At 63.6% G+C, this 26,070-nt stretch carries 22 protein-coding genes and 1 tRNA gene; 10 read left to right on the top strand and 13 right to left on the bottom strand.

Annotation, left to right across the window (positions count from 1 at the left end; translation table 11 throughout):
• Positions 1-12: 12 nt before the first annotated feature.
• From C4B30_RS29955 to C4B30_RS29905, 10 genes are all read right to left on the bottom strand, one after another.
• The gene (locus C4B30_RS29955) at positions 13-669 is read right to left on the bottom strand and encodes a TerD family protein (protein WP_027784928.1); all 657 of its coding nucleotides are present in this window, start codon (positions 667-669) and stop codon (positions 13-15) included.
• A gap of 97 nt (positions 670-766) precedes the next feature.
• Positions 767-1,783, bottom strand: coding sequence for a DUF475 domain-containing protein (locus C4B30_RS29950; protein ID WP_027784929.1), 1,017 nt, complete (start codon positions 1,781-1,783; stop codon positions 767-769).
• Positions 1,784-1,826: 43 nt separating this feature from the next.
• On the bottom strand, positions 1,827-2,567 hold the full coding sequence (locus C4B30_RS29945) for a VWA domain-containing protein (protein WP_027784930.1): 741 nt from the start codon (positions 2,565-2,567) through the stop codon (positions 1,827-1,829).
• A 20-nt stretch (positions 2,568-2,587) separates the two neighbouring features.
• Positions 2,588-3,694, bottom strand: a complete 1,107-nt coding sequence (locus C4B30_RS29940; RefSeq protein WP_027784931.1) for a toxic anion resistance protein — start codon at positions 3,692-3,694, stop codon at positions 2,588-2,590.
• Positions 3,695-4,044: 350 nt separating this feature from the next.
• Complete coding sequence (locus C4B30_RS29935; RefSeq protein ID WP_027784932.1) at positions 4,045-5,382, bottom strand: hypothetical protein; 1,338 nt, start codon at positions 5,380-5,382, stop codon at positions 4,045-4,047.
• Between the two features lie 46 nt (positions 5,383-5,428).
• On the bottom strand, positions 5,429-5,692 hold the full coding sequence (locus C4B30_RS29930) for a PAAR domain-containing protein (RefSeq protein ID WP_027784933.1): 264 nt from the start codon (positions 5,690-5,692) through the stop codon (positions 5,429-5,431).
• Positions 5,693-5,701: 9 nt separating this feature from the next.
• Complete coding sequence (locus tag C4B30_RS29925) at positions 5,702-7,183, bottom strand: virulence factor (RefSeq protein WP_175888587.1); 1,482 nt, start codon at positions 7,181-7,183, stop codon at positions 5,702-5,704.
• A complete protein-coding gene (locus C4B30_RS29920) occupies positions 7,180-9,441 on the bottom strand; it encodes a T6SS effector phospholipase Tle3 domain-containing protein (protein ID WP_027784935.1) in 2,262 nt (753 codons plus the stop codon). Before C4B30_RS29920 ends, C4B30_RS29925 begins: the two co-directional genes overlap by 4 nt.
• Positions 9,442-9,464: 23 nt before the next feature.
• On the bottom strand, positions 9,465-12,242 hold the full coding sequence (locus tag C4B30_RS29915; protein WP_027784936.1) for a type VI secretion system Vgr family protein: 2,778 nt from the start codon (positions 12,240-12,242) through the stop codon (positions 9,465-9,467).
• A gap of 420 nt (positions 12,243-12,662) precedes the next feature.
• Entirely contained in the window at positions 12,663-13,292 is a 630-nt protein-coding gene (locus tag C4B30_RS29905; protein ID WP_027784937.1) for a LysE family translocator, read from the bottom strand.
• A gap of 331 nt (positions 13,293-13,623) precedes the next feature.
• On the opposite strand from C4B30_RS29905, the gene C4B30_RS29900 reads away from it, so the two are divergent.
• A tRNA-Ser gene (locus C4B30_RS29900) sits at positions 13,624-13,713 on the top strand.
• A 232-nt stretch (positions 13,714-13,945) separates the two neighbouring features.
• On the opposite strand, the gene C4B30_RS29895 is transcribed toward C4B30_RS29900, so the two are convergent.
• From C4B30_RS29895 to acs, 3 genes are all read right to left on the bottom strand, one after another.
• On the bottom strand, positions 13,946-15,961 hold the full coding sequence (locus C4B30_RS29895) for a sodium:solute symporter family protein (protein WP_027784938.1): 2,016 nt from the start codon (positions 15,959-15,961) through the stop codon (positions 13,946-13,948).
• Positions 15,955-16,308 (bottom strand): DUF4212 domain-containing protein, encoded by a 354-nt coding sequence (locus tag C4B30_RS29890; RefSeq protein ID WP_027784939.1) that lies wholly within the window; start codon positions 16,306-16,308, stop codon positions 15,955-15,957. Before C4B30_RS29890 ends, C4B30_RS29895 begins: the two co-directional genes overlap by 7 nt.
• 82 nt (positions 16,309-16,390) lie before the next feature.
• Positions 16,391-18,373: an acetate--CoA ligase gene (gene acs / locus C4B30_RS29885; RefSeq protein WP_027784940.1), complete on the bottom strand. Its 1,983-nt coding sequence runs from the start codon at positions 18,371-18,373 to the stop codon at positions 16,391-16,393.
• Between the two features lie 317 nt (positions 18,374-18,690).
• On the opposite strand from acs, the gene C4B30_RS29875 reads away from it, so the two are divergent.
• From C4B30_RS29875 to C4B30_RS29835, 9 genes are all read left to right on the top strand, one after another.
• Complete coding sequence (locus C4B30_RS29875; protein WP_105133378.1) at positions 18,691-19,599, top strand: DMT family transporter; 909 nt, start codon at positions 18,691-18,693, stop codon at positions 19,597-19,599.
• A gap of 112 nt (positions 19,600-19,711) precedes the next feature.
• The gene (locus tag C4B30_RS29870) at positions 19,712-20,296 is read left to right on the top strand and encodes a TIGR00645 family protein (RefSeq protein WP_027784942.1); all 585 of its coding nucleotides are present in this window, start codon (positions 19,712-19,714) and stop codon (positions 20,294-20,296) included.
• A gap of 44 nt (positions 20,297-20,340) precedes the next feature.
• Entirely contained in the window at positions 20,341-21,864 is a 1,524-nt protein-coding gene (locus tag C4B30_RS29865) for a fumarate hydratase (protein WP_006762441.1), read from the top strand.
• A gap of 193 nt (positions 21,865-22,057) precedes the next feature.
• Positions 22,058-22,534, top strand: coding sequence for a bacterioferritin (gene bfr / locus C4B30_RS29860; protein ID WP_006478315.1), 477 nt, complete (start codon positions 22,058-22,060; stop codon positions 22,532-22,534).
• Positions 22,535-22,568: 34 nt separating this feature from the next.
• Positions 22,569-23,426 (top strand): glutamate racemase, encoded by an 858-nt coding sequence (murI, locus tag C4B30_RS29855; protein WP_027784943.1) that lies wholly within the window; start codon positions 22,569-22,571, stop codon positions 23,424-23,426.
• A 153-nt stretch (positions 23,427-23,579) separates the two neighbouring features.
• Complete coding sequence (locus tag C4B30_RS29850) at positions 23,580-23,816, top strand: (2Fe-2S)-binding protein (RefSeq protein ID WP_027784944.1); 237 nt, start codon at positions 23,580-23,582, stop codon at positions 23,814-23,816.
• Positions 23,817-24,033: 217 nt separating this feature from the next.
• Positions 24,034-24,765 carry an energy transducer TonB gene (locus C4B30_RS29845; protein WP_027784945.1) on the top strand — a complete coding sequence of 244 codons (732 nt, stop codon included), beginning with the start codon at positions 24,034-24,036 and terminating at the stop codon, positions 24,763-24,765.
• A 34-nt stretch (positions 24,766-24,799) separates the two neighbouring features.
• Positions 24,800-25,534, top strand: a complete 735-nt coding sequence (locus tag C4B30_RS29840) for a MotA/TolQ/ExbB proton channel family protein (protein ID WP_027784946.1) — start codon at positions 24,800-24,802, stop codon at positions 25,532-25,534.
• A gap of 13 nt (positions 25,535-25,547) precedes the next feature.
• Positions 25,548-25,976 (top strand): ExbD/TolR family protein, encoded by a 429-nt coding sequence (locus C4B30_RS29835; protein ID WP_006478310.1) that lies wholly within the window; start codon positions 25,548-25,550, stop codon positions 25,974-25,976.
• Positions 25,977-26,070: the final 94 nt, after the last annotated feature.

Here is a 26,070-nt window from a genome sequence, read left to right as displayed (position 1 = left end):
GGCTGCCGCCAGTCAGACCGCGCCGCCGTACGCCCGGACGAAATCGCCGAGGCCGCGGTTGTAGCCGGCGCCGACCGCCTTGAACATGAAGTGGCCGTCGCGACGATAGAAGCTGCCGACCTGCACCGACGTCTCCATCGAGAAGTCTTCCTCGAGAGCGTACTTCGCGATCACCGTGCCCGACACCTCGTCGGCGATCTGGATGTAGCTGTTACGAACCTGCCCGAAATTCTGGCGGCGCGCTTCGGCTTGGTCGATCGTCACCACCACCGAGATTTCCTCGACGTCGGCCGCGAGCTTCGTCATGTCGATGAAGATCACTTCGTCGTCGCCGTCGCCGCTGCCCGTGCGGTTGTCGCCGCTGTGCACGACGCCCAGGCACTTCGACGAAGGCATTCCGCGCTTCGGGAAATCGTCGCCCGGCTGGATGAAGGTTTCCTTGCGCTCCATCGTGCGCACTTCGCTGTTGTAGAACACGAAATGCTGATCCGAGATCAGTTTCGGATTGCTCTGCGCGTCGTACTTGCACAGGAACACCGACACGTCGAGATCGAAATCCGTCCCCGTGTCGGTCGCGTTCGCGTCCCAACCGAGACCGATGCGGAATTTCTGCGTGCCGGGCGCTTCCTTCGACAGGTTGACGCGACCGCCTTTCGACAAATTGATCATCTGAACCTCTTCTGCTGGAACCGCCGTTGTGCCGGCGGCGATGCCGGGCCGCGCGCGGCGGCCCCTTCGTTGATGGTTGTCGCGCCGTGTGACGCGCTTACTTGCTCGCCACCGCGGCGCGGTTTTCCTTGCGCTGCACGACGATCGACGACCACACGGCCGCGGCGATCATCGCCGCGCCGATCAGGCCCGTGACGACCTCGGGCACCTCGAACTTCACGCCCAGGAACATGATCGTCGCGAGCGCGCCGATCGCCCAGAACGCGCCGTGCTCGAGAAAGCGGTACTGCGCGAGCGTGCCCTTCTTCAGCAGCACGAGCGTCATCTCCCGGATGTAGGCCGCGCCGACGCCAAGGCCGAGCGCGATCAGGAAGATGTTGTTCGACAGCGCGAACGCGCCGATCACGCCGTCGAAGCTGAACGACGAATCGAGCACTTCCAGATACATGAAACCCGCGACGCCTTCGCGCACCACGCGCGTGCCCGTGTCCTCGCCACCCACCAGGTCGCCCACCCCGTGCGCAATCACGAAGCCGATCACGCCGAACGCGCCCGCGAGCAGGAAGCTGACCTGCTCGGTCGCCGGCACGTAGAACGACGCCACGATCACGATCGCGAGCGTCAGCGCCACTTCCAGCGCGGTGATGCGGCCGAGATGACGCATCGGACCTTCGAGGAAGCCGATCCAGTGCTCGTCCTTCTCGGTGTCGAGCATGAACTTGAAGAACACCATCAGCAGAAACGCGCCGCCGAACGCCGACACCTCGTGATGCGCGGACGTCAGCACCGCCGCGTACTTGTCCGGCGATTCGATCGCGAGCGTCAGCGCGTCCCACAGGCCGATGTGGCCGATCACCGCGACGATCAGCAGCGGAAACACCAGCCGCATGCCGAACACCGCGACCGGCAGGCCGAACACCATGAAGCGGTTGCGCCACTTCTCCGACCAGTTCTTGAGCACCGATGCGTTGACGACCGCGTTGTCGAGCGACAGCGAAATTTCGAGCACGCACAGGACCGCGACGATCAGCATGTCCTTCACGCCGCCGAGGAGATAGGCCGCGATCAGCGCGAGCGCCGTGAGCGACAACGGGATCTTGAAGTCTTTCAACATGATGGGGTAATCGAGTTCAGAAAAATGGGCAGGCGGCACGCGCTTACTTCGCGCGTACCCAGTCGCAGAATTCCTGCGTGATCAGCTGTTCGTAGATCTGTTCGTCGCTGAGGTCGAGCGATTCGAGATGCAGGAAGCCGACGTTCGGCATTTCGTCCGCGACTTCCGCGAGGAAGTCGAATTCGCTCGGATCGCCGACGCCGACGAGCGACCAGTACAGCGGGAAATGCTGCGATTCGGTGAGCAACTGGCGCACGCGCTTGCGGTCGTTCTTCGGGTTCTGGCCGTCGGTGACGAACAGCACCCATGCGGGCAGATGGCCGTTCACGGGCGCCGAAGCGGCCGGCGCGGACGTGTCGTCCGCACCGCCGAACAGCCGGCTCAGGAAGCCGCGCTTTTCCTCGCGCTTCGGCTCCGGCGCGCGGAAGAAGAAGTCGACGATGTCGTTCATCACCGGCGCGTACTGCGTGCCGCCCCACTTGTCGATCCGCGCGTTGAGCACATGGTCGGAAATGTACGAGCCGTAGTTGTCCGGCGTCGCGGTCGGCAGGCGGTCGTAGCCTTCGGTGAAGGTCCACGTGTCGACTTCGCCGTTGTCGTCGAACTTCAGTGCGATGCCGAGAATCCGGTCGTGCGTCTCCTGGATCACGCCCGACTGGTACAGCGGCTTCGCGGAGCCCGAGATGTCGAGCGCCGCGCCGACGCGCACGACGGGCGGCTTCAGGATCTGACGTTTTTCGAGGACGATCGCGACCTTCGCCGCGCGTTTCTCAAGCGTAATCATGCGGTGTTCTCTCAGTTCTCTTAGTTGTGCTTCGGAGCGAATCGGGTGATCAGGTCCTGTTCGAGCTGGCGCAGACGCGGCGCGTCCAGCTCGCGCTGGCGGCGGCCGTCGGCGATGATCTGCGTGACGTCGTCGAACGCGCCGAACAGTTGCTGCTGCGCGTATTCGAACGTGTCGGTCGAGATCACCGGACGCTGGCCGAGCTTCGCGACTTCCTGCGCGTTCTGGCGATTCAGGTCGGCCTGCGCGCGGATCGCTTCGTCGGCCGCGTCGTACGTCGCGTTCGCGAGCGCCGCCGCGCGCTTCGTGCTGAGCTGCTCGAGATAGAGCGCGAACGCGTTGGTCCACGCGGGGATCAGCACGGTCTTGATCGTCATGAACTTCGACGTCAGCGTGCGTTTCTGGTCCTGCTCCATCCGGATCTGCGGCGCGAGCTGCTTCGACATCAGCATCGCGCGGTCGAGGTCGTCGAGCTTGCTCTCGAGCGCGTCGACCTTGCGCTTCACGTCGAGCAGGCGCTGCGCGGCGAATGCGTCGTCTGCCGGCTGCTGGCCGGCCGCGAGATGCGCGCGCAGCGTCGCGAGCGCCGTTTCGCCGTGCGCCTTCGACTGCGCGAGCTCCTGGTGCAGCGCGTAGTTGTCGTTGTACATCCGCTCGAGCTCGTCGATGCCGGCCTTCTGGCGCTGCGCATGGTTTTCGAGCTCGACGACGAGCGTGTCCATCCGCTTGCTCACCGACTCGTATTGCGACAGCAGCTTCTCCTTGGTCGAGCGAAACAGCCGCGTGACCTGCGTGAGCAGGCCGCCCTTGTCGGCGCCGCGCGGGTCCAGCCCCTTCGCGGTCGCGATCAGTTCGTTGAGCTTGTCGCCGAACTGGTCGGCGTCCGATGCACGGACGCTCGCGAGAATCTGCTGGGAGAAGGCGGCAATCCGCGTGCCCTGCGTCGCGCCGAGCTGGTCGATCTCATCGACGGTGATCAGGCGCGCGTATTCCGTCGGCTGCGCTGCCGGCACGACGGCGTTGGCGCCGTGGGCGACGGCGGCTGGCACGGCGACGGGCGACAAGGACGGAGTGGAAGGACGAGCGCTGACCGCATCGGATTTGTTGTCGTCGAATAGCGGCTTCATGTGGCTACCACGTTTCCTTTTCTGCTTTTTGCTACGTGTTGTCGTGCGCGCGAGGTGCGCTCGCGCGGTTGCCGTCGTGCTCTCTCACGGGCGGCAGACGGACAATAAAGGGGGACGGGGCGGCGCGTCAAGGGAAGGAATTCTTTCAGTTTCCATACTATTTGTAATATGTACGGCGGGAATTTTGAGACTGTCTTCAGCACGTCCGGACCAGTGCCGTGAATACAGCGCGAATCGGGATTTCCCAGCGTACATCAGCAAAGAGAAACGGAAAGTATTCTGAAAGAATTACCCCCTCGCTATTCCGCTGATTGTTACAGATTGCTTAACGCGAGCCCTTACGTCGCGTCCTACTCCGAATAGCCTTGCGACGCCGGACGCGCGTCGTGATGGCGGCCCCACCACGGTAAGTACGCGTTGTTCTCCCCGCGAGCGCGGAACCAGTCCTTGCTGGGATCGATCGGTGTCAGCTTCGACGGCGCGACCACCACCACGGCCGTCGGATGCTCGGCGTCGGTCGTCCCCGCCACGAGCACGTTTCCGCCGAGATGATTTGCGCGGCCGATCGCGAGCGCCACGTCGGTCAACGCCGCCCCGGCGCCCATGTCACCGAGCAACGCCGACGTGTTGAAGCTCTCGCCTCGGAGGTCGCTTTCCGGCACGGCTTCCGCGAGGCCCTGCGAAAGGGACGCAGCCCTTGCCGACGCAACCGCGCTGCCCTTGCCCGCATCGTGGATAACGTAGTTCAGCGACGAGACCGCGACGCCCGCATTGCCTGCGGCTGCGTCGATCGTCGACTTCCACGTCGGCACCGCGCGGCTCCCGCCCTGCTTCGCGTCGAAATCCTTGACGCTGCCTTGCGCCGCCTTGCCGATCCATGCCAATGGTTCGCGCTCGGTCTTCAGGTCGGGGCCGGCTAGGAACAGCACCACCATGTTCTCGTTGATCTGTTCGTCCTTCGGCGGGAAGCTCGGTGCGTCCCAGTTCATTACCCACACGCTTTTGTCGGGGTGCGACGCAAGATAGTCCAGTGCCGAGTTCAGCGACGTGAAGCCGGCATTCTCCTGTCCCGATGTCACGTGCACGTCCGGCGGTGTATCGTGGCTCCATAAATTTTTAGCGGACGGATTTCCAATCTCATAAGCGTTGGTCATTTCGTCACGCAAAAATGAGCCGGCGAGCACTGGATCCAGCCGCCCCTTCGGAATGGCGAGTTCGACGTGAATACCTGCCAATTCACGCCATTCATTTTTGTTGTCAGACTTTATCGTATAAAAATAATCTGAATTCGTCACGTATCGCGTACGAAAAAGCACCAGCAATTTTCGAACATATTTCTTGTAAAAGCCAACGAACGTCTCACTACCCCACTGCCCGTCAGCTACGATAGAAATCGCCTGCAACGTCGAATATTTCTTCGGATTTGTCCGAACCATATCGTCGTTTCTATTTGGCTTGACCGAGCCGAGCGTCCAAAGCAACTGCCACTCCGTCGGATAGTCACGACGCTGCAGCGGATTGAGCCATTCAAGCCCGACAACTTGCGCAACAAACGGCGCGGCAGACGCACCTTCGACAGATTGCGCCGATGTGGTGCTCGTCTCGGCCCGCAACGGCGGGCCCGACAAGAGTGTCGCCATGACGATCGAGACGCACCCGATGCGTCTCGCAAGTGTGAAGCAGTGCATGAATATTCCTGATCGAACCGGCCCCCCCGAGCGCCGGTCCGGCAATTCATTCCCGTCCGGACGACGCCAGACTCGAAATCAGCGTCGCGCCACACGAGGTCTTGTGACCATCGAACGCGGCGGGTTTTCCGTCGACGATGACCTGCGGATCCCCTTCGGCGATAAAGCAGGCCTGATGGCCCGCGATCGGACAGACGCACGTATCACCGAGCCGCGCCACCGGCCGCCCCATCACTTCGCTGACCGCGCTGCCGGTCACGACCTGACCGCCGTGGCTCGTTGCGTCGCCGACTCGAATGATGCCGCGCATGCGCGCTCCTCATTTTGAATAGCCTTGAGTCGTAGGGCTCGCATCGTGACGACGTCCCCACCAAGGCAGATAGGCGTTGTTTCCACCGCGTGCGCGAAACCAGTTCCTACTTGCATCGATCGGCGTCAGTTTCGAAGGCGCGACCACCATCACCGCTGTCGGGTGCTCGGTTTCGGTCGTTCCGGCTACGAGCACATTTCCACCGAGGTGATTCGCGCGGCCGATCGCCAGCACCACATCGGTCAGTGCCGCGCCGGCGCCCATGTCACCGAGTAGTGCCGATGTATTGAAGGTCTGCGTACGGAAATCGTATTCCGGCAGTACTTCCGTCAGCGTCTGCGACAGTGAGGCAATTCGTGTCGATGCAGCATCGCTGCCCTTGCCCGCGTCGTGCACGATGTAATTCACCGACGACACCGGCACACCCGCATTACTCGCCGCTGTATCGATCGTCGACTTCCATGCCTGCACAGCGCGGCTCGCGCCTTGCTTTGCCTCGAAGTCCTGGATGTTGCTTCGTGCGGCTTTACCGATCCACGCCAGCGGTTCGCGCTCGGTTTTCAGATCCGGGCCGGCAAGGAATAGCACCACCATGTTCTCATTGATCTGTTCGTCGTTCGGCGGAAAGCTCGGCGCGTCCCAGTTCATCACCCATGCGCTCTTGTCCGGATGCGTAGCCAGATAGTCCAGCGCGGCGTTCAGCGATGTGAAGCCGGCATTGCCGTGGCCCGTCGTCACGTGCACATCGGGTGGAATGTCGCGGCTCCATAGATTTTTTGCAGACGGATTGCCGATTTCGAATATATTGACAATGCGGTTACGCAGATATGACGCAGCCGATACAGGTTCAATTCGCCCAGAAGGAATAGCCAACTCTACGTGCACGCCTGCCAACTCACGCCACCTCCTTTTTTCATCCGAGCCCACGGTATAAAAATAATCTTCATTCGTAAAATATGGAACCCGGAAAAGCAACAATAATTTATCGATATACTTTTCATAAAATCCGGCAAAAGATTCACCCCCCCCGTTACCATCGGCGACAATGGAAATTGCCTGCAACGTCGAATATTTCTTCGGGTTCGTTCGAACCATATCATCGTTGACATTTGGCTTGACCAAACCAAGCGTCCACAATATTTGCCACTCGGTAGGATAGTCCCTGCGTTGGAGGGGATTCATCCATCCGAGCCCTACAACCTGGGCAACGAAAGGCTTGGATGAACTGGCCCCAGCTATCGGGACCGCCTTATCGATCGATGAGGCAGCAACTGGGCGTGAGGCTGCAATCACTGTTGCGAACGCAAATACCATGATTGCCACGAGCCCAGGGACCAGCACCAATCGTTTCATCAGATTACCCATACTCAATAACTCTCCCGCCGGCTTGCCAGACGAAATCAATATCAAAAACGATGCCCCTAAAGCAAAAAACAACGCGAGGCTCGCAACTCCGACTCGACGCGGCCAGGTGGCAATGACCGCCCTCATAAAATACCTCCCAGCCTCAGGAAAAATCCGCCGTCTCGCTCGTCATGTATTTTCCTCGGCATCGCGGCATTTCCGTCCCTTTTCACCCAATCAGGCAAAAACAAATCGCCATGCTTGCCGGTATTTATATAATCCATCAGATCAAAATTAGGATCGCCCTTCTTGGAATCACTGGCAAACCTCCAATCAGCTTGAACTCTGAGATACCTGAAATCATCTTCAGTCAGATAGCAAAGCCCAATTGCCACATCATAAGCCAATGCCTTTTCAGCATGATCCTTGTTGGTCATGATGGTCGAATGGTTCGTGGGATTATTCTTGTCCCCACCATTCAGAATCTGAAAAATCTCGTTGTTCCGCCATTCGGTATAGTCAGCACTCGCTGCCTCCGGATTGTCCTCTCCGATCACATTTGCTTCCTTATCGACCCAGCGGCGATTTCCCGATCTCCGCGCTTCCATGCGAAGAATCGAATGATCCTCATACCGCTGCGCAGCCTCAGACGCAGCATCCCCCTGCGCTTTCAGCGCATCACCCTCAGTCTTGAATTTTTCCGACTTCGCGTCGAAGTTGTCATACGGATCGTCATCGCGCTTGTTCTCCTTCTTGGCATCACGCCCAGCCGACGGGGGATCATAGCCTTCGTTGAAGCTCCCCTCCTCGATCGGTTTCCCTTGCGCATCGCAAGCGCCCGATGGTTTGTCGTAGCGAAATGCCTTCGGGAGGAAGCGCGTTTCCTCGTCGAGCATCGGTGCCGTGATCGGGATTTCCCAGTCTTTTGGTGGATCGGCATTGACCTTCATGTCGATCAAATTAAACAGATAGAGGGCCGGGCTGGTGACAAGCGTGATGAATTTCGTGAACAGCCCTTCATTGGAATGCATACCTCGACCAAGACCATACCGCGCGGGCGGTGACGGCGGATACCAAAAACCCTCAGTTTCGTTCTTACCCTTGCGCCAGTCATCTTTCCAATACCGGTACAGCGTATTTTCACCACCGACCTGGAAATTCGATGCAAACACACGTTGCGAAAAAACGCCCCACGCGTTCGTCGCACTGATTTCGTCGACACTCATTCCGCGCCAGCCGATTCCCTGAACGGTCAAGGCCGAAATGACCTGATCATGCGGGCAGCAGTACAGCGTCACTCGCCCGTAGGTGTTTTTCTGAGACAGCCCGTGCGCCTCCCGGTCCTTGGCTGCGCTATACGGTTTGCCCCCGTTCTTCGACGGTCTTGCGTTTTCCATTGCCCGATCGAGATCCTCCGCGGGCATCTCAAGATCGGCCCGAGCACGCAGGATATCGAAATACTCCCTCAGCGTTTCCTTGCGCGCGACATAGGTCTCGCGCCCCACGTGCCCGTTCTTGTCGCGCACCCCGCGCTGGGCCCACGAGTCGGTCATGTTGGCCTCGACGAGACTGTACGGGGGATTGGCGAGAACATAGGTGTCTGCGACGCAGCGCCCTTTCTTGCCCCATTGATCCGTCACCTCTGGCAACCGGTCACCGAGAAACGCTGCGGCGAGACCGATCATGTTTCCCTGGCTGTGGCACACGATCGTAATCGGCGCGTCGGCCTGTCGCTTGCGGATCGATTCGACCAGGCGTGCCAGCCGCAGTGCGCCAAGCACGCCATAAGTGCGTGGTGGGGTGGAGTAGATTTTTCGATTGCCGATGCCGTTCATGTGCTGAACGGTCAGCCACAGAAAAAGCCGATCGTTCAACCCGTCGTTCCACAGATCCGGCAGACTCGTACACCCACCCGCGAACGGGCCACCGCCCCAGTAATTCTTCTCGTTGAGCATGATCTTGTCGCCATACAGCTTCAGCTCCTCCGCGTTCGCGGCATAGCCCCACCGAAAGTGGATGACGGGCGAAAAGGACGGATCGGGCTTGATGTACGTCTTCGACGACATGTCCGGATTCAGGAAACCGTCTGGCGTCAGGCTTTCGATATAGCTGACCGGCGTCATCTGCCCGGCCACCGGCCCCCAATGGAACAGCTGATCGTCATAACGCCCCATGCGCCGGTTCAATCCGGCACACAACCCTTTCTCGGCCTCCTTGAACCATTCCCCTTCCGAATTCACCCCGTGCACGAAAATAACGACGCCCGGCAGCGGCATCTGCATCACGCATTCGAGGTCGTTGCGGTTGAACAGCGTCGTCCCCACTCCACCGCCCACCGAAGTCTGCGACGGGTCGTCCGTCGACGATTGCCCGCCCGGGTTCTGTGCAAAGTTGTAGTTGAACATGTTGTTTTTCTGGAAGACTCAACTCAGGTTCTCGACTTGAAGAAGCGAACCGCCAATTGTTCGAATTGATCGCTGCTGACCGGCGTCAGTTTGCCTTGCGCGTCGGTCTTCCCCTTGATCAATTCGCCCGACGCCTTTCGCACCTCGGCTTCCATGCCCTCGACCGGCTGCCCGTCAGTGGCCCGGACCAGCTTCGGCACCCGCCCCAGCGAGCCTTGGTCGAACTTCGGAAAATCAGTGCTCATGCTCGCCGGCCCAGCCCAGGTATGGGACGCGGACTTGACGGTAAACCTCCCCGGACACCCGAGCTCGATATCCCCGCCCTGCAGCTTCAGGTACGCGCCGCCCGACGTCACGAACACGACCTGCTCGCTGGCCATACCCGCGAGCTTGCCGCCGGCCGCCGTCATCTGGATGTTCTTCGCCGAGTCGATCTGCGTGTCGTCGTTCTGGCTCTGCAGCGCCACCTTCCCCTGGTTGGCGATCGCCGACACGCCCTCGCTGTGGGCGAACATCGCGATACCATGCCCGGCCTGCAGATTGATCCGCTGCCCGCTCGTGTACTGCAGGTGGTTCTGCGCGACGACATCGACGTTGCCGCCCGCATGGGTCGTCACGGTCTTGGGCGTCGCCATGCTAATGCCGGCCGGCGCGGTAATGCCGATCGCGGCCATCGACGCGCCTGACGACTCACCGTCGCCGGACGACTCGCCATTCGGCCAGCTTTTCACCGTGGTCATGAGCGCATCGTGCGGCTGCGTATCCGGCGCAACACCCTGATGCTGGCCCGCATAGTCGCCGAGACTCTTGAACAGTTCGACGCATTCCTGCATCAGTTGCAGATACTCGTCCCGCGCGAGGTGACCGTCGCTCGCGCGAAGCCGCTCCCAGGCCGAAATCAGCATCGCCTTGCCGCTGCGAATCGCCACGTTTGCATCGCTGCGTAACTCGGCACCTTCGCCGCGAGCCGTACCCTGCCCGTTGTCGCGCGGCTGCGTCAGATAGCCGAGGTTCAGTTGACTGTACGCATGCTCGCTCGCCAACTGGCTGCTGATCTGCCCGGGCGTATCGTCGAAGCGGATCTGGTTGTACCGCTGCCCCTTGATTTCCTTCGTCTTCGTGCCCGACAGGTAGCGGTTGCCCGGCAGCGCGCCGGTATGGCTGAAGGTCGCCGGCATGTTCGGCCCGTTGGCCAACACGCCCATCACGACCAGCCGGTCCGGATCGCCACCGATATGACCGATCAGTACCTCCATGCCGACACGCGGCAACGTATTCGCGCCGAAACTCGGCCCGGCGAGCGCGCAGGCGACGCGCACCGGCGCACTATCGGACGGCGTACCGCTCGTGCCGGCTCCCTGCGCGTGCGCATGATCGTCCGCGCTCAACCCCTGGATCCGCACACGGATGCGGCCCATTTCATCGCAGAACACCTCCTCGCCCTGCGGCCCAACGACGACCGCCGTCATCGGATGCACGGGCGGCAGGTCGACGTGAGGATCGTAGGCCGGCGTCAGCGGCACGCCGCGCCGCACACACGAGAACGTGTTCTCGTAACGCCTGTCGCTTTCGTCGCCCGGCTTGCCGCTCACGTCGGCCGGCACCGCATTGAACAGTACGCGGCTTGCAGCGAACAGCGATTGCGCGCGCTCGTTCAGTTCCTTGGGCAGGTTATTCCGCACGCAATGATGGAGCGACGTGACGACAAACTGCCGCTGTTCTGCCGGCAACATGTCGAGTTGCGGATGCTCCGCGAGCGCAAACCAGTGACCGACGGCCAGATCGCGCACATTGCTCACGCCGTCGACGGATTCGGCATGCAGTTCATGCGCCAGCATCCGGTCCTTGCCGATCCGGTCGAGATCGGACGACGAATCCCCGACATGCGGGATATCGATGACGACGTCGGCCAGCAAATGCCCGAGGTCGTTGCCGCCGTCGCCCTGATCGACGATCGTCGCCTGCTCGGTTTGCGACATCCGGCCGCTCTTGTAGTCCCACGTCGGCCGGACGATCTTGCCCGGGATCAATCGGCGGCTCGTCGCCCACAGCGTGATCGAGTCGCGCTCTTCGGTGGCGGCGTCGCGGTGGTAGCGGATGGTGCCCGCGACCGTCTCCGGCAACTTCATCGAGTCATCGGCAAAGACAAGCGTATGAACCGGCGTGTCGTGCGCATTGCCGCTCGCCCGTTCGCCGGCCTTGCCCGCCTTGACGAATACGGTCGCCCCCTCCCGTCGCAACAGCCGCCGGATGAAGTGCGCGTCCGACTCGTTGACCTGCCGCGTGAGTTCACGCGCGGGGTAACGCTCGGCTTGCAGACCGGACAGGTCGAACTCGAATGCGCCCGCGAGCGCCGAGCTGCGCTGGCGCCATTCCTGAAGCAGCACCCCAAGGATGTCGGGCAGACTCTTGGACCGAAACAACCGCGAATTGGTCCGCCGCTCCATCACGGACAAAACGTCGCGAATCGTCAACTGGTAGCAGGTGAGTGAACCGTCCGATTGTCCGGTGCGAACGTCGGTGACAATGCCGTTGATGGTATGGAGACGCCCGCGATCGGTCGTCATCTCGACGGAGACCGGCAGCCCGATGAAGCTGCGGATCGGAAGATCGGTCCGTGCAGACACGCAGGTCAGATGCCCCTCGATACCCGTCATCAACCCTTCGCGGATATCGGCATACTGAAGCGCAAGCACTTGCTCGAGCGTTTTCTGGGCAGGCCCCCAGTTCATGCGCACCGGCCGATTGTTCTGATCGACCACCCCCGACGCAAATGCGCGTAGCAATTCGGCTGGATTCACAGCGTGACTCTCAGGATTTTGTTTGACTTCGTTGTTCGGCGAGCAATCACGCCCGCTGATCCGTCCTGGGAGTGCCGCCCGTCTGGTTTTCGGCGAGCATAGCAAATTTGTCAGGTTGATGACGGCTTTTTGACGGGATTTAGAATCCTTTTTGCAAAGCGCCCAACGGGCTCAACAATTCACATTCTTTCGAAACAGGCCGATCCCCATCCCGTGGCCCCTCGATCGTCGTCCCAGTGTCGTTCCCGTACGTGCCGCGTCCCCAATACCGGCCGGACGAACGGCACCGCTAAGTCACGAATCGTGAAATCCCATCGTCCGTCGATACCGACGAACGTCGCGCTGAAATGCCGATCGCCTGCCCGCGTCATTTCGTCCAGATGGCACGACGCTACGCCGCTTCCCCGCTCCATCACCGCGTCAATGCGCGGCCTTGCGATACAGCGCAACATACCCCGCGAGCATCAGCAGCAGCGCCCCGCTGACCCGGTTCAGCCACTTCTCCCCCGCGGCCCTCCATACGCGAACCGAATGCACGCCGAGCAGCGCGTAACCGGTCATTCCGATGACGTCGATCGCAACGATCGTCGCCGCGAGAATCGCGTACTGCGGCGCGATGGCATGCGACCGATCTACGAACTGCGGCAGCAGCGCGGACATGAACAGGTAGTACTTCGGGTTGCTCATCGCAACGAAGAAGCTCTTCAGAAAGGCGCTCCGACGATCGGGCGTCGCGGGCACGCGTGGCTGCGCAGCCGAGACCCCGCCGCTCGACATCAGCATCCGGATGCCCACGTAGGCGAGCCACGCCGCACCGAGCAGCTTCAGCGTCACGAACGCCGCTTCCGACGCGTCGAGCAACACGCCGAGGCCGAACCCGACCAGCGCGACGAGCACGACGTCGGCGGTGACGGCGCCGAGCATGCCGACCATCGCGTGACGTAATCCGTACCGCGAACCGTTGCTCATTGCGAGCAATACCGTCGGGCCAGGCGTCGCGACACCGACGGACAGGATCAGCGCAAAGGCGAGCAAGGTGGAGAGCGACATGGCGTGGCGTTCCTTTTAAAGATAGCGGCGCGGACGGTCGGCATCGTCATCATGATCGGCCCGGCAGGCCGCAACCGGTACGTACGGTTTGTTACGGCGAATGCGGACTTCACATGATTGTATGTCCGTCCCGACGCCCGCTCGGGGTTGTGCGCTGCCGTCCGTGAACGGTACCCAGTTGTCTCGAGTCGCACCGGACACCACGTGCAATGCGGGCTAGGCGCCGTAGGGCGCCCCGCGCTCGGTGTGACTGTCGATGACGACAGATTTCCCAAGGGCGAGGAAGGGAGTGGCGGGCCGCCGCCAGAGTTTGCTATACTCTCGGTCTTCCGGAGAGATGGATGAGTGGTTTAAGTCGCACGCCTGGAAAGCGTGTATAGGTGTAAGCCTATCGGGGGTTCGAATCCCCCTCTCTCCGCCAGTATTCGATGCCCGCGCCAGCGGGCATTTTCGTTTCCGGAGAAAAGCAAGCCGATGGTTCGGCTTGCGCGGGGGATTCGAAGGGATTCGCTTGCAAGCGTATCCGCGGCCCGCGCTTGTGTGGGCGAATCTCCTCTCTCCGCCAGAATGCACGAAGCCCCTTGATTTCCCGATACATCAAGGGGCTTTTCATTTGGGGCGCCGACCCGTCCCACCTCCGCCCGTCCCCGCACTCACGGATGCCGAATGTAATCCACCAGCGCCCGCGTGTACTCATCCGGCCGCTTGTCGCACAGGCTCACCACGATCGCCACCGCGAACCCCGCCGGCACGCCGAACACGCCTGAGCTGATCGGCTCGATCCCGAACCACGCGCGCCCGGCGAACCCGGTCAGTTGCGTGAAGAACGGATAAGTCGACACGATGTAGTACACACACACGGCCAACCCCGTCACCATCCCGGCAATCGCGCCACGCGTCGTCGTGCGCTTCCAGAACACGCCCAGCACCAGCACCGGAAAGAAGCTCGACGCCGCCAGCGAAAACGCGGCGCCGACGAGAAACAGGATCTTCCCGGTATTGAGCGACGCGACATACGACGCGAACAGCGCCACCCCCAGCAGCAGCACCTTCGAGATCGTCACGCGCCGCTGGCTCGTGGCATCGGGCGCGACCATGCAGTAATAGACGTCGTGCGACAGCGCGTTCGCGATCGTCAGCAGCAGCCCGTCCGCGGTCGACAACGCCGCGGCCAGCGCACCGGCCGCGATCAACCCCGACACCACGTACGGCAGCCCCGCGATCTCCGGCGCGGCCAGCACGACCATGTCCGGCTGCATCTGGATTTCCGACCAGTGGACGATGCCGTCGCGAATCACCTCGACGACGCTGATCAGGTCGGGTTCGAAGTGATGCCATTGCGTGACCCACGCCGGCAATTCGGCGAACGGCCGCCCGACGAGATTCGCGAGGATCTCGTACTTGATCAGCACCGCGAGCACCGGCACGCTCAGGTAGAACAGCGCGATGAAGAACAGCGTCCAGCCGACGGAGCGCCGTGCGGACGCGACCGACGTGGTCGTGTTGTAGCGCGTCAGGATGTGCGGCAGGCTCGCGGTGCCGAGCGACAGGCACAGCAGCAGCGCGAGAAAATTCCGCTCGCGCGGCTTGCGTTCGTCTTCGCTCGCGGCCGGAAACGGCTCGTGCATCGGCACGGGCGGCTCGGCACGCGCGAGCAGCTCGTCACGCGCCTGCGTCCACGCCACCCGCGCCGCCGCCGGATCGCGCGGGAAATCGGCCAGTTCGCGCTCGCGCTGGCTGATCTCGCGCAGCGGCCCGTTGTGACGCCGCAGGTCCGCAAGCTGGTCGACGAGATGCCGGCGCGCGTCCGCATGGGACGCCGGCAACCGGTCGAGCCGCGTCTGGATATCCGCGGCTTGCCGGCGGTACGCATCGCGCACCTGCTGCTCGTCGCGCGCGTCGCGCACCTGTGCCTCGAGCGCCGCGACACGCTCCATCAGCTTGCCGTAATTGAACTGCGGCACGGGGCCGAGTCCATTCTTCATCGCGATCAGCGACACCGGAATCAGGATCGCGCTGATCAGGATGATGTACTGCGCGACCTGCGTCCACGTGACCGCCCGCATCCCGCCGAGAAACGAGCACACGAGAATGCCCGCGAGCCCGCAGAAGATGCCGATCGCGAAATCGACGCCGATGAAGCGCGTCGCGATCAGGCCGATCCCCTGGATCTGCGCGACCAGATAGACGAACGAGCACAGGATCGCCGCGCCGGCGGCGAGCGCGCGCACGGCCGTACTCGAAAAGCGCGTGCCGAGAAAATCGGGAATCGTGTAACGCGCGAGCTTGCGCACGTACGGCGCGAGCAGGAACGCGACGAGGCAGAACCCGCCCGTCCACCCCATCACGTAAGCGAGCGCGTCGTAACCGGTCGCGTAGAGCGAGCCGGCCAGGCCGATGAACGACGCGGCCGACAGCCAGTCGGCCGCGGTCGCCATCCCGTTGAACGCGGACGGCACGCGCCGCCCGGCCACGTAGTACTCGACGAGATCGGACGTGCGCGACAACAACCCGATCACCGCGTACACGGCGATCGGCACGAACAGGAACACGTAGCCGATCCACACGCCCGAGCCCATCGCGCGCTCGATCCGCCACATCAGCAGCACGAATCCGAGGAACCCGAGGGTGTAGAGCGCGTACGCGCGTATCAGTCGATGCGTCAGCATGAATCAGCGCCGCCGTTCGCGTGGCCGGCGCGTGCCGCATGCTCGTCGTACGCGCGGCGCAGCGTGCGGTCCGCGCGCTGCATCAGCCCGATGTAGACGACGATCAGCACGAGGTACACGAGAATCGCGCCCTGCGCGCCGACATAGAACGGCAGGCTGAAGCCGGCGAAGCGAACGCCGGCGAGCGCGGGCCCGAAGAACGGCACGATGAACGACACCGTGAAGCCGATCACCATCAGCACCGCGATCAGCGCGACGTTGAAGCGCCAGTAGCGTGCGTGCGCCCGCGCGAGCGGCTCGGGAACGGGGGGTGGCGCAGCAGGCGCCGAACGGGTCGGAACGGTCATGCCGTTATGTAGCAAAAAGCCCCTGCGCGGGCAATCGGGATTGCCGCGCAGGGGCTCGTGCGCGTGACGCGCAACCGGATGCTCAGCGCACTTCGGTGAGCTGCTCGAGGATGGCCGGATTCTCGAGCGTGGACGTATCCTGCGTGATCGCCTCGCCCTTCGCGAGCGAGCGCAACAGGCGCCGCATGATCTTGCCCGAGCGGGTCTTCGGCAGGTTGTCGCCGAAGCGGATGTCCTTCGGCTTGGCGATCGGCCCGATCTGCTTGCCGACCCAGTCGCGCAACGTCTTCGCGAGCGCCGCGGCTTCGTCGCCTTCCGGGCGCGAACGCTTCAGCACGACGAACGCCACGACCGCCTCGCCCGTCGTGTCGTCCGGACGGCCCACCACCGCCGCCTCGGCTACCAGTTCGTGCGACACCAGCGCCGACTCGATCTCCATCGTGCCCAGCCGGTGGCCCGACACGTTCAGCACGTCGTCGATCCGGCCCATGATCGTGAAGTAGCCGCTCTCCTTGTCGCGCACCGTGCCGTCGCCGGCGAGATATAGCCGCCCGCCGAGTTCCTCCGGGTAATAGCTCTTCTTGAAGCGCTCCGGGTCGCCCCAGATCGTGCGGATCATCGCCGGCCACGGCCGCTTGACGACGAGAATCCCGCCTTGCCCGTTCGGCACGTCCTGGCCCGTCTCGTCGACCACCGCGGCCGTGATGCCCGGCAGCGGCAGCGTGCACGAGCCCGGCACGGTCGGCGTGGCGCCCGGCAGCGGCGTGATCATGTGGCCGCCGGTTTCGGTCTGCCACCACGTGTCGACGATCGGGCAGCGCTCGTGGCCGACGTGCTTGTGGTACCACATCCACGCTTCCGGATTGATCGGCTCGCCGACCGTGCCGATGATGCGCAGGCTCGACAGGTCGTAGCTCTTCGGGTGGACCTTGTCGTCGGCTTCGGCCGCCTTGATCAACGAGCGGATCGCCGTCGGCGCGGTGTAGAACACGGTGACCTTGTGATCGTCGATCATCTTCCAGAAACGGCCAGCGTCCGGATAAGTCGGCACGCCCTCGAACACGACCTGCGTGCCGCCGCACGCGAGCGGCCCGTAGGTGATGTACGTATGGCCCGTGACCCAGCCGATGTCGGCCGTGCACCAGAACACATCCGTGGGTTTCCAGTCGAAGGTCCACTTCATCGTCTGCGCGGCCCACAGCAGGTAGCCGCCCGTGCTGTGCTGCACGCCCTTCGGCTTGCCGGTCGAGCCCGACGTATACAGGATGAACAGCGGATGCTCGGCGCCGACCCAGGTCGGCTCGCAGCGCTCGGATTCGCCGTCGGCGAGCTCGTGCATCCACAGGTCGCGCTGGGCATGCCAGTCGATCTTGCCGCCGGTGCGGCGATAGACGATCACGCTCTTGACCGCTTCGCAGCCGCCCATCGCGATCGCCTCGTCGGCGATGCTCTTGAGCGGCAGCGTCTTGCCGCCGCGGGCCTGCTCGTCGGCGGTGACGAGCGCGACCGCGCCGACGTCGACGAGGCGCTCGTTCAGCGATTTCGCGGAGAAGCCGCCGAACACGACCGAGTGCGTCGCGCCGATGCGCGCGCAGGCCTGCATCGCGACGATGCCCTCGATCGACATCGGCATGTAGATGACGACGCGATCGCCCTTGGCGATGCCGCGTTTCTTCAGCGCATTCGCGAAGCGCGACACGCGGGCGAGCAGGTCGGCATAGGTGACGCGGGTGACGGTGCCGTCGTCGGCCTCGAAGATCACCGCGACGCGCTCGCCGTTGCCGGCCTCGACGTGGCGGTCGAGGCAGTTGTACGACGCGTTCAGCTCGCCGTCGTCGAACCATTTGTAGAACGGCGCCTGGCTCTCGTCGAGCACCTTGGTGAACGGCTTGTGCCACGCGAGGCCCTCGCGCGCGAGGCGCGCCCAGAAGCCTTCGTAATCCTGCTCGGCCTCGGCGACGAGCGCGCGATAGGCCGGCATGCCGGAAATGGTCGCCGTCTTCTCGAGCGCCGCGGGCGGCGCGAACTGACGGGTTTCGTGAAGAACCGATTCAATCGCAGACATCGACTACCCCTTGGTGAACATGAATCCTCTGCATGGCGGCGCGATCGTGCGCGCCGCGCGTCTTGGCCGGCGCCTGCGCGCCGCTGTCTCCCACCCACCCGCACGCGGCCGCGAAGGCCAGCGCACGATGCTGCACCGCACCACATCACGCGAACGCGACCTGCGGCCCGGCAGTTTCCACGATAAGCGCTCCAACTTACCCGTCACTTACGCGGCATGGCCGTTTCGTGCGCCGGGCGGCGCCGCATCGAGTCAGCTTTACGCTGTTACAACCGCGACCCTACAATCCTAACTGAACTCGCCTTCCGGATTCCAGCTTGAATCGCTACGCCCTCTTCCTCATCCTGTCGATGCTGTTCGTCGGCAGCAACGTCGGTATCGGTAAATCCATCGTTGCATTCGTCCCCGTCGCCATCCTCGCCACGCTGCGCTTCGTGATCGCGATCGCCGTGCTGTGGCCGCTGTTCAGCGTCGCGAAGATGCGCGCGGTCAAGCGCGGCGAATGGCTGAACCTGTTCCTGCAGGCCTTCTTCGGCACCTTCATGTTCACGCTGCTGATGCTCAACGGCGTGCAGCGCACGAGCGCGGTGGCCGCGGGCGTCATCACGAGCACGATCCCGGCGATCGTCGCGCTGTTCGCGTGGCTGATCCTGCGTGAAAAACCGAACGGCCGTGCGCTCGTGTCGATCGCGCTCGCGATCATCGGCGTCGTGACGATCAACCTCGCCAACGGCCGCGCGGCCGGGCACGGTGCGCAGGGCGACGCGTCCGGCTCGCTGACCGGCAACCTGCTGATCCTCGGCGCGGTGTGCTGCGAATCGATCTACGTGATCCTGTCGCGCCGGCTCACGCAAACGCTCGCACCGATCGACATCTGCGCCTATACCCACCTGTTCGGCCTGTTCCTGATGCTGCCGCTCGGTGCGACGGCGCTGTGGCACTTCGATTACGCGAGCGTGCCGGCCGGCACCTGGGCGCTCGTCGTCTGGTATGGGCTGTCGGCCAGCATCTTCTCGTTCTGGCTGTGGATGAAGGGCATCCGGCACGTGCCGGGCAGCCTCGCCGGTGTGTTCAGCGCGGTGCTGCCGATCGCCGCGGCCGCGTACGGCATCGCGTTCCTCGGCGAGCGCCCGACGCTCGCGCATGGTATCGCGCTCGCATGCGTCGTCGCCGGCATCGTGCTTGCGAGCCTGCGCGTGAAAAGCGTGCCGGCCGCCGCCTCCTGATCCGTCCCCGCCGAGCCGGCGCGTCGCTGCAGCCGCGTCGGCCGACGCGTTACAATAGCGCGCCTTTTCAAGATTACCCCCGATACCTGCGCACCGCGCCCGACCCTCCATCATGTCCGCCCCGCATTCGCCCGGCCGCCCCGCCCGTCGCCCGCTTCGCCCGCTTCCCGCGCTGATTTTCATGAGTCGCTGGCTCCAGGTTCCGCTTTACCTTGGCCTGATCGTCGCGCAGGCCGTCTACGTGTTCCTGTTCCTGAAGGAAGTCTGGCACCTGCTGTCGCATGCCACCGGCCTCGACGAAGTCAGCGTGATGCTCGCGGTGCTCGGGCTGATCGACGTGGTGATGATCTCGAACCTGCTGATCATGGTGATCGTCGGCGGGTATGAAACGTTCGTGTCGCGGCTCGGCATCGAGGGCCACCCCGACGAGCCCGAATGGCTCGACCACGTGAACGCGGGCGTGCTGAAAGTCAAGCTGTCGATGGCGCTGATCAGCATTTCGTCGATCCACCTGCTGAAGACCTTCATCAACCCCGACCAGCACACGACGCACGCGATCATGTGGCAGGTGATCATCCACGTGTCGTTCCTCGTGTCGGCGCTCGTGATGGCGTGGGTCGATCGCCTGACGACGCACACGCATCCGGCCCATTTCCACGAGACGCATGCGCCCGCAGCGTCCCGACCGGCGGCCTGAACCGTCGGCAAACCATTCCCCACTGTCCCCACAGAGTCTCAGCCATGACCGTCATCAAACAGGAAGACCTGATCCAGAGCATCGCGGATTCGCTGCAGTACATCAGCTACTACCACCCGCTCGACTACATCCAGGCCCTCGGCCGCGCGTACGAGCTGGAAGAGAGCCCGGCGGCGAAGGACGCGATCGCGCAGATCCTCACGAACAGCCGCATGTGCGCGGAAGGCAAGCGCCCGATCTGCCAGGACACCGGCATCGTCACGATCTTCGTGAAGGTCGGCATGGACGTGCGCTGGGACGGCGCGACGATGGGCCTCACCGACATGATCAACGAAGGCGTGCGCCGCGGTTACACGCACCCGGACAACGTGCTGCGCGCGTCGATCGTCAATCCGCCGGAAGGCGCCCGCAAGAACACGAAGGACAACACGCCGGCCGTGATCCACTACGAGATCGTGCCGGGCGACAAGGTCGACGTGCAGGTCGCGGCGAAGGGCGGCGGTTCGGAAAACAAGTCGAAGTTCGTGATGCTGAACCCGTCCGATTCGATCGTCGACTGGGTGCTGAAGACGGTCCCGACGATGGGCGCCGGCTGGTGCCCGCCCGGCATGCTCGGGATCGGCATCGGCGGCACCGCCGAGAAGGCGATGCTGATGGCGAAGGAATCGCTGATGGAGCCGATCGACATCCAGGAAATCATCGCGCGCGGCCCGAAGGACTGGGTCGAGGAATTGCGCGTGGAACTGCACGAGAAGGTCAACGCGCTCGGCATCGGCGCGCAGGGTCTGGGTGGCCTCGCGACCGTGCTCGACGTGAAGATCATGGCGGCGCCGACGCACGCGGCCTCGAAGCCGGTCGCGCTGATCCCGAACTGCGCGGCCACGCGCCACGCGCACTTCGTGCTCGACGGCTCGGGCCCGGCCAAGCTTGAAGCGCCGTCGCTCGACGCCTGGCCGAAGGTGCAGTGGGAGCCGAACACGGAAACCAGCAAGCGCGTCGACCTGAACACGCTGACGCCGGAAGAAGTCGCGAGCTGGGCGCCGGGCCAGACGCTGCTGCTGTCGGGCAAGATGCTCACCGGCCGCGACGCCGCGCACAAGCGCATCGCCGACATGCTCGCGAAGGGCGAGAAGCTGCCGGTCGACTTCACGAACCGCGTGATCTACTACGTCGGCCCGGTCGATCCGGTGCGCGACGAAGTGGTCGGCCCGGCCGGCCCGACGACGGCCACGCGCATGGACAAGTTCACCGAGACGATGCTCGCTCAGACGGGTCTGATCTCGATGGTCGGCAAGGCGGAGCGCGGCCCGGTCGCGATCGATGCGATCAAGAAGCACAAGGCGGCCTACCTGATGGCGGTCGGCGGCGCGGCCTATCTCGTGTCGAAGGCGATCCGCGGCGCGAAGGTGCTCGCGTTCGAAGATCTCGGCATGGAAGCGATCTACGAGTTCGACGTGCAGGACATGCCGGTGACGGTCGCCGTCGATTCGTCGGGCACGTCGGTACACCAGACGGGTCCGAAGGAATGGCAGGCGAAGATCGGCAAGATCCCGGTCGCGACCGCATAAGCGCGATCGAACGAAAGGCCGGATGGAAGTCCGGCCTTTTTACTTCTCATTCTCATTATTGTGCGCGGCCGGTTGTTCGAGGCTGAGTCTCATTACACGCAAAAGGCAGGCCCGACAAGGCTCCGAGGCTTGGCTTTTCCCGTTCGAGCGATTATCGTTCGGTTTCTGAAGCCCCACTGAACAAGGAACAGCCATGCAAGGCGACAAGAAAGTCATCGAATATCTGAACGCCCAACTGAAGAATGAACTCACGGCGATCAACCAGTACTTCCTGCATGCGCGCATGTACAAGCACTGGGGCCTCGACAAGCTCGGCAAGCACGAATACGACGAGTCGATCGGCGAAATGAAACACGCCGACTGGCTGATCGAGCGCGTGTTCATGCTCGACGGCCTGCCGAACCTGCAGGACCTGCACAAGCTGCTCGTCGGCGAGGAAACCGAAGAGATCCTGAAGTGCGACCTGAAGCTCGAGCAGATCTCGCAGTCCACCTGCAAGGAAGCGATCGCCTACTGCGAATCGGTTCGCGACTACGTGTCGCGCGAGATCTTCGAAAAGATTCTCGACGACACCGAAGAGCACATCGACTGGCTCGAAACGCAGATCGACCTGATCGGCAAGGTCGGCCTGCAGAACTATCAGCAAACGATGATGGGTTCGGCCGAGTAATCGCGCCACCCGCCGGCCCGCCACCCGCCCGACGATGACGAATCCGTCCGCCGCTACCGCGCCGCGCGCCGCCGCCCCGGTCGGCATCTTCGACTCGGGGCTCGGCGGCCTGTCGGTGCTGCGTGCTGTACGCGCGCATCTGCCCGACGAATCGTTCGTCTACGTCGCCGACTCGCATCACGCGCCGTATGGCCCGCGCGACGAGGCATTCATCACGGAACGCACGCTGGCGATCGGCGAGTGGCTCGCCCGCGAAGGCGCGAAAGCGCTCGTCATCGCGTGCAACACGGCAACGGCACGGGCGATCGCGGCCATTCGCGAACGCCTGTCGATCCCGCTCGTCGGCGTCGAGCCGGGCATCAAGCCGGCCGCCGCGCTCTCCGCGACCGGCGTCGCGGGCGTGCTCGCCACGCAATCGACGTTGAACAGCCCACGCTTCCAGGCGCTGCTCGACCGCTACGGCGCGGGCCGTCGCTTCATCTGCCAACCCGGCCACGGGCTCGTCGAGGCGATCGAACGCGGCGACACGAACTCGCCCGCGTTGCGCGCGTTGCTCGAGCGTTACATACAGCCGATGCTCGACGACGGCGCCGATACGCTGGTGCTCGGCTGTACGCACTACCCGTTCTTCACGGAAACCATTCGTGACATTGTTGGCGAGCGCCTGACGATCGTCGACACGAGCGATGCCATCGCCCGCCAGCTCGCGCGGGTGCTCGACGAACGCGGGCTGCGCGCGCCGGCCGGCACGCATGCCGCGCCGCCGCGCTTCTGCTCGACGAGCGACGGCCTGCAACTGCGCGCGCTCGCGTCGACGCTGCTCGGCCTCGATACGCCGGTCGAATCCGTCACCATTTCCTCGCCGAACGCGCGCGCCTGCACGACCGCCTGACGCGGGCCGGCACGCCGACCTCCCCGCAGGCTGCCCGGCCGCCCTCACCGATTCAAGGGTCCGATGACCTTAAAAAAAGCCCGACCCAGGCTTGTCAACGCCCGCAAAATTAATGATAATAATTCGCATTAACGTTAGCTATCGCAACTCATCATGATCGTCTGCGTGTGCAAGTCTGTTTCCGATCGCAAGATTCGCGCGTCCCTCGCCGAGGGCGTGAGTTCTTTCGACGAACTCCAGTTCGAGCTCGGCGTAGCCACGTGCTGCGGCAAGTGCGAGGAGTCCGTACGCGACCTCATGGCCGAGCAAGGCGTCTGCGCGGGCCGGTGCGGTGTCGAGCATCATGCGCATCCGATCCCGGTCACGTTCTACGACCGCAAGGCGGCCTGAGCGGCACCGAGTGTGCGCATGCGGCCCAGGCCGCATTTTTTGTTTTGACCGTCAGCAAGCCACCGTCTTCGCGAGCCAACGGCTTACTGCCAAGGAGCCTGTGATGGAATTGCTGATCGGATTCGTAACCACCGTTTGCATCTCGCTGCTGATCTTCCGCAAGTGATGCCGATTCACCCGCCGCGCCCCGGGTGCGACATCGTTCTTTCAAGCTAACATGCAGGCTTCGCATCTCGCTCCTGCCGGCGCCATGCCGGCTGCACCACGTATGAATCCCCGAGTGATCGTCGTCGCGGTCGGTGTGCTTGCCGCACACGCGGTCATGCTCGCGGCCGCGTGGCTCCATCGCAACCCGCCGCCGCCGAAATCGGTCGAGGTCCAGACGATCACCGCGCAGCTCATCACGCCTGCGCCGATCGCGCAGCAGGTCGCGGCCGAGTCGATCCCGCAGCCCGCGCCGCCGAAGCCCGTACCGCGCGTGAAGCCGAAGGTCGAACCAAAGCCGGTGCAGAAGGCGGCGAAGCCGACCCCGCAACCGGTCGCGCCGTCGCCGGCCCCGTCGCCCACGCCCGCGCCCGCCGCCGATCCGACACCTGCGCCCGCCGCGCCCGCTCCCGCGGCACCGGCCGCCGCGCCGGGCCCGGCGCGCGAAACGATGCAGGTCAGCGCGCCGAAGAACGTGCCGACGCTCCAATGCAACTTCGTGAAGCCCGACTATCCGTCGATGTCGCGCCGCCGCGGCGAATCGGGCACCGCCTATGTTCACTTCGTCGTCGGCGTGACCGGCAAGATCGAAAGCATCGATCTGCAGAAGAGCAGCGGCTATCCGCGCCTCGACGATGCCGCACTCGACGCGATGCGCTCGACCACCTGCCGTCCGTATATCGAGAACGGCCAGGCGATCCGCGCCGCCCGCACACAGCCCTACAGCTTCGGGCTCACCGACTAACCTGCCTCATCCGGAAGATTCAAAGGAAACAAAAATGCAAAGCTACGGTATCGCGCACGTCTGGGCGCAAGGTGATTTCGTCACGCGCGCCATTGCGATCACGCTGCTCGTGATGTCGGTCCTGTCGTGGATCGTGATCGTCGTCAAAGGCTGGAACGTGATCCGCCTGAACCGCCTCACGAAGAATGCCGAACAGGCATTCTGGCATTCCGACAATTTCGACGACGGCATCAAGAAGCTCGGCCTCGCCGCATCGACGCCGAACGACAACCCGTTCCTCGCGCTCGCGCTGTCGGGCAAGGAAGCCGCCGACCACCACCATCAGACGCAACCGCACCTGCACGATCGCATGGACGTATCCGACTGGGTCACGCGCTGCCTGAAGGACACGATGGACGAAGGCATTTCGCGCATGCAGAGCGGCCTCGCGATCCTCGCATCGGTCGGCAGCACGGCGCCGTTCGTCGGTCTGTTCGGCACGGTCTGGGGCATCTACCACGCGCTGCTCGCAATCGGCGCCACCGGGCAGACGTCGATCGACCAGGTCGCGGGCCCCGTCGGCGAATCGCTGATCATGACGGCCTTCGGCCTGTTCGTCGCGATTCCCGCGGTGCTCGGCTACAACGCGCTGACCCGTGCGAACAAGGGCGTCGTCAGCAAGCTGCGCCGCTTTGCGCACGGCCTGCACGCGTACTTCGTGACGGGCGCGAGCCTCGCGTCGTCGTCGACGCGCGACGGCCTGCGTCTCGCATCGCGCGCCGCCAGCTGAGACGAGGTGATCCATGGCCATGAACACCGGTTTCAGCGACGATGACGACGATGCCGTGATGAGCGAGATCAACATGACGCCGCTCGTCGACGTCATGCTCGTACTCCTCATCATTTTTCTCGTGACGATCCCGGCGATGCAGCATGCGGTGAAGATCGACCTGCCGCACGCCAGCAGCCAGCCCGTCGACGAAAAGCCTCAGACCGTCGACGTCGCGATTCAGGGCGACGGCACGATCCTGTGGGACGACCACACGGTCACGCGCGAACAGCTTCAGGCACGCATCGCGGAAGCCGCGAAACGCACGCCGCAGCCGGAATTGCACCTGCGCGCGGACCGCAAGGTCGCGTACGAGCACGTCGCGGAAGTGATGTCGGATGCGCAGGCAGGCGGCTTGACGAAGCTGGGCTTCGTGACGGAGCCCGGCGCAAAAGCGAAGTAACGTGCGCACGTCCCGTCGTCGCCGGTAGCCACGGCGCACCTAGCCGGGCGTCCCTGACCGGGCGTCCCTAGCCGCGCGCCCCTAACCGGGCGTC

This window comes from Burkholderia sp. BE12, assembly GCF_002959955.1.
GTDB lineage: Bacteria > Pseudomonadota > Gammaproteobacteria > Burkholderiales > Burkholderiaceae > Burkholderia.
This window is presented reverse-complemented; position numbering and strand designations above follow the sequence as displayed.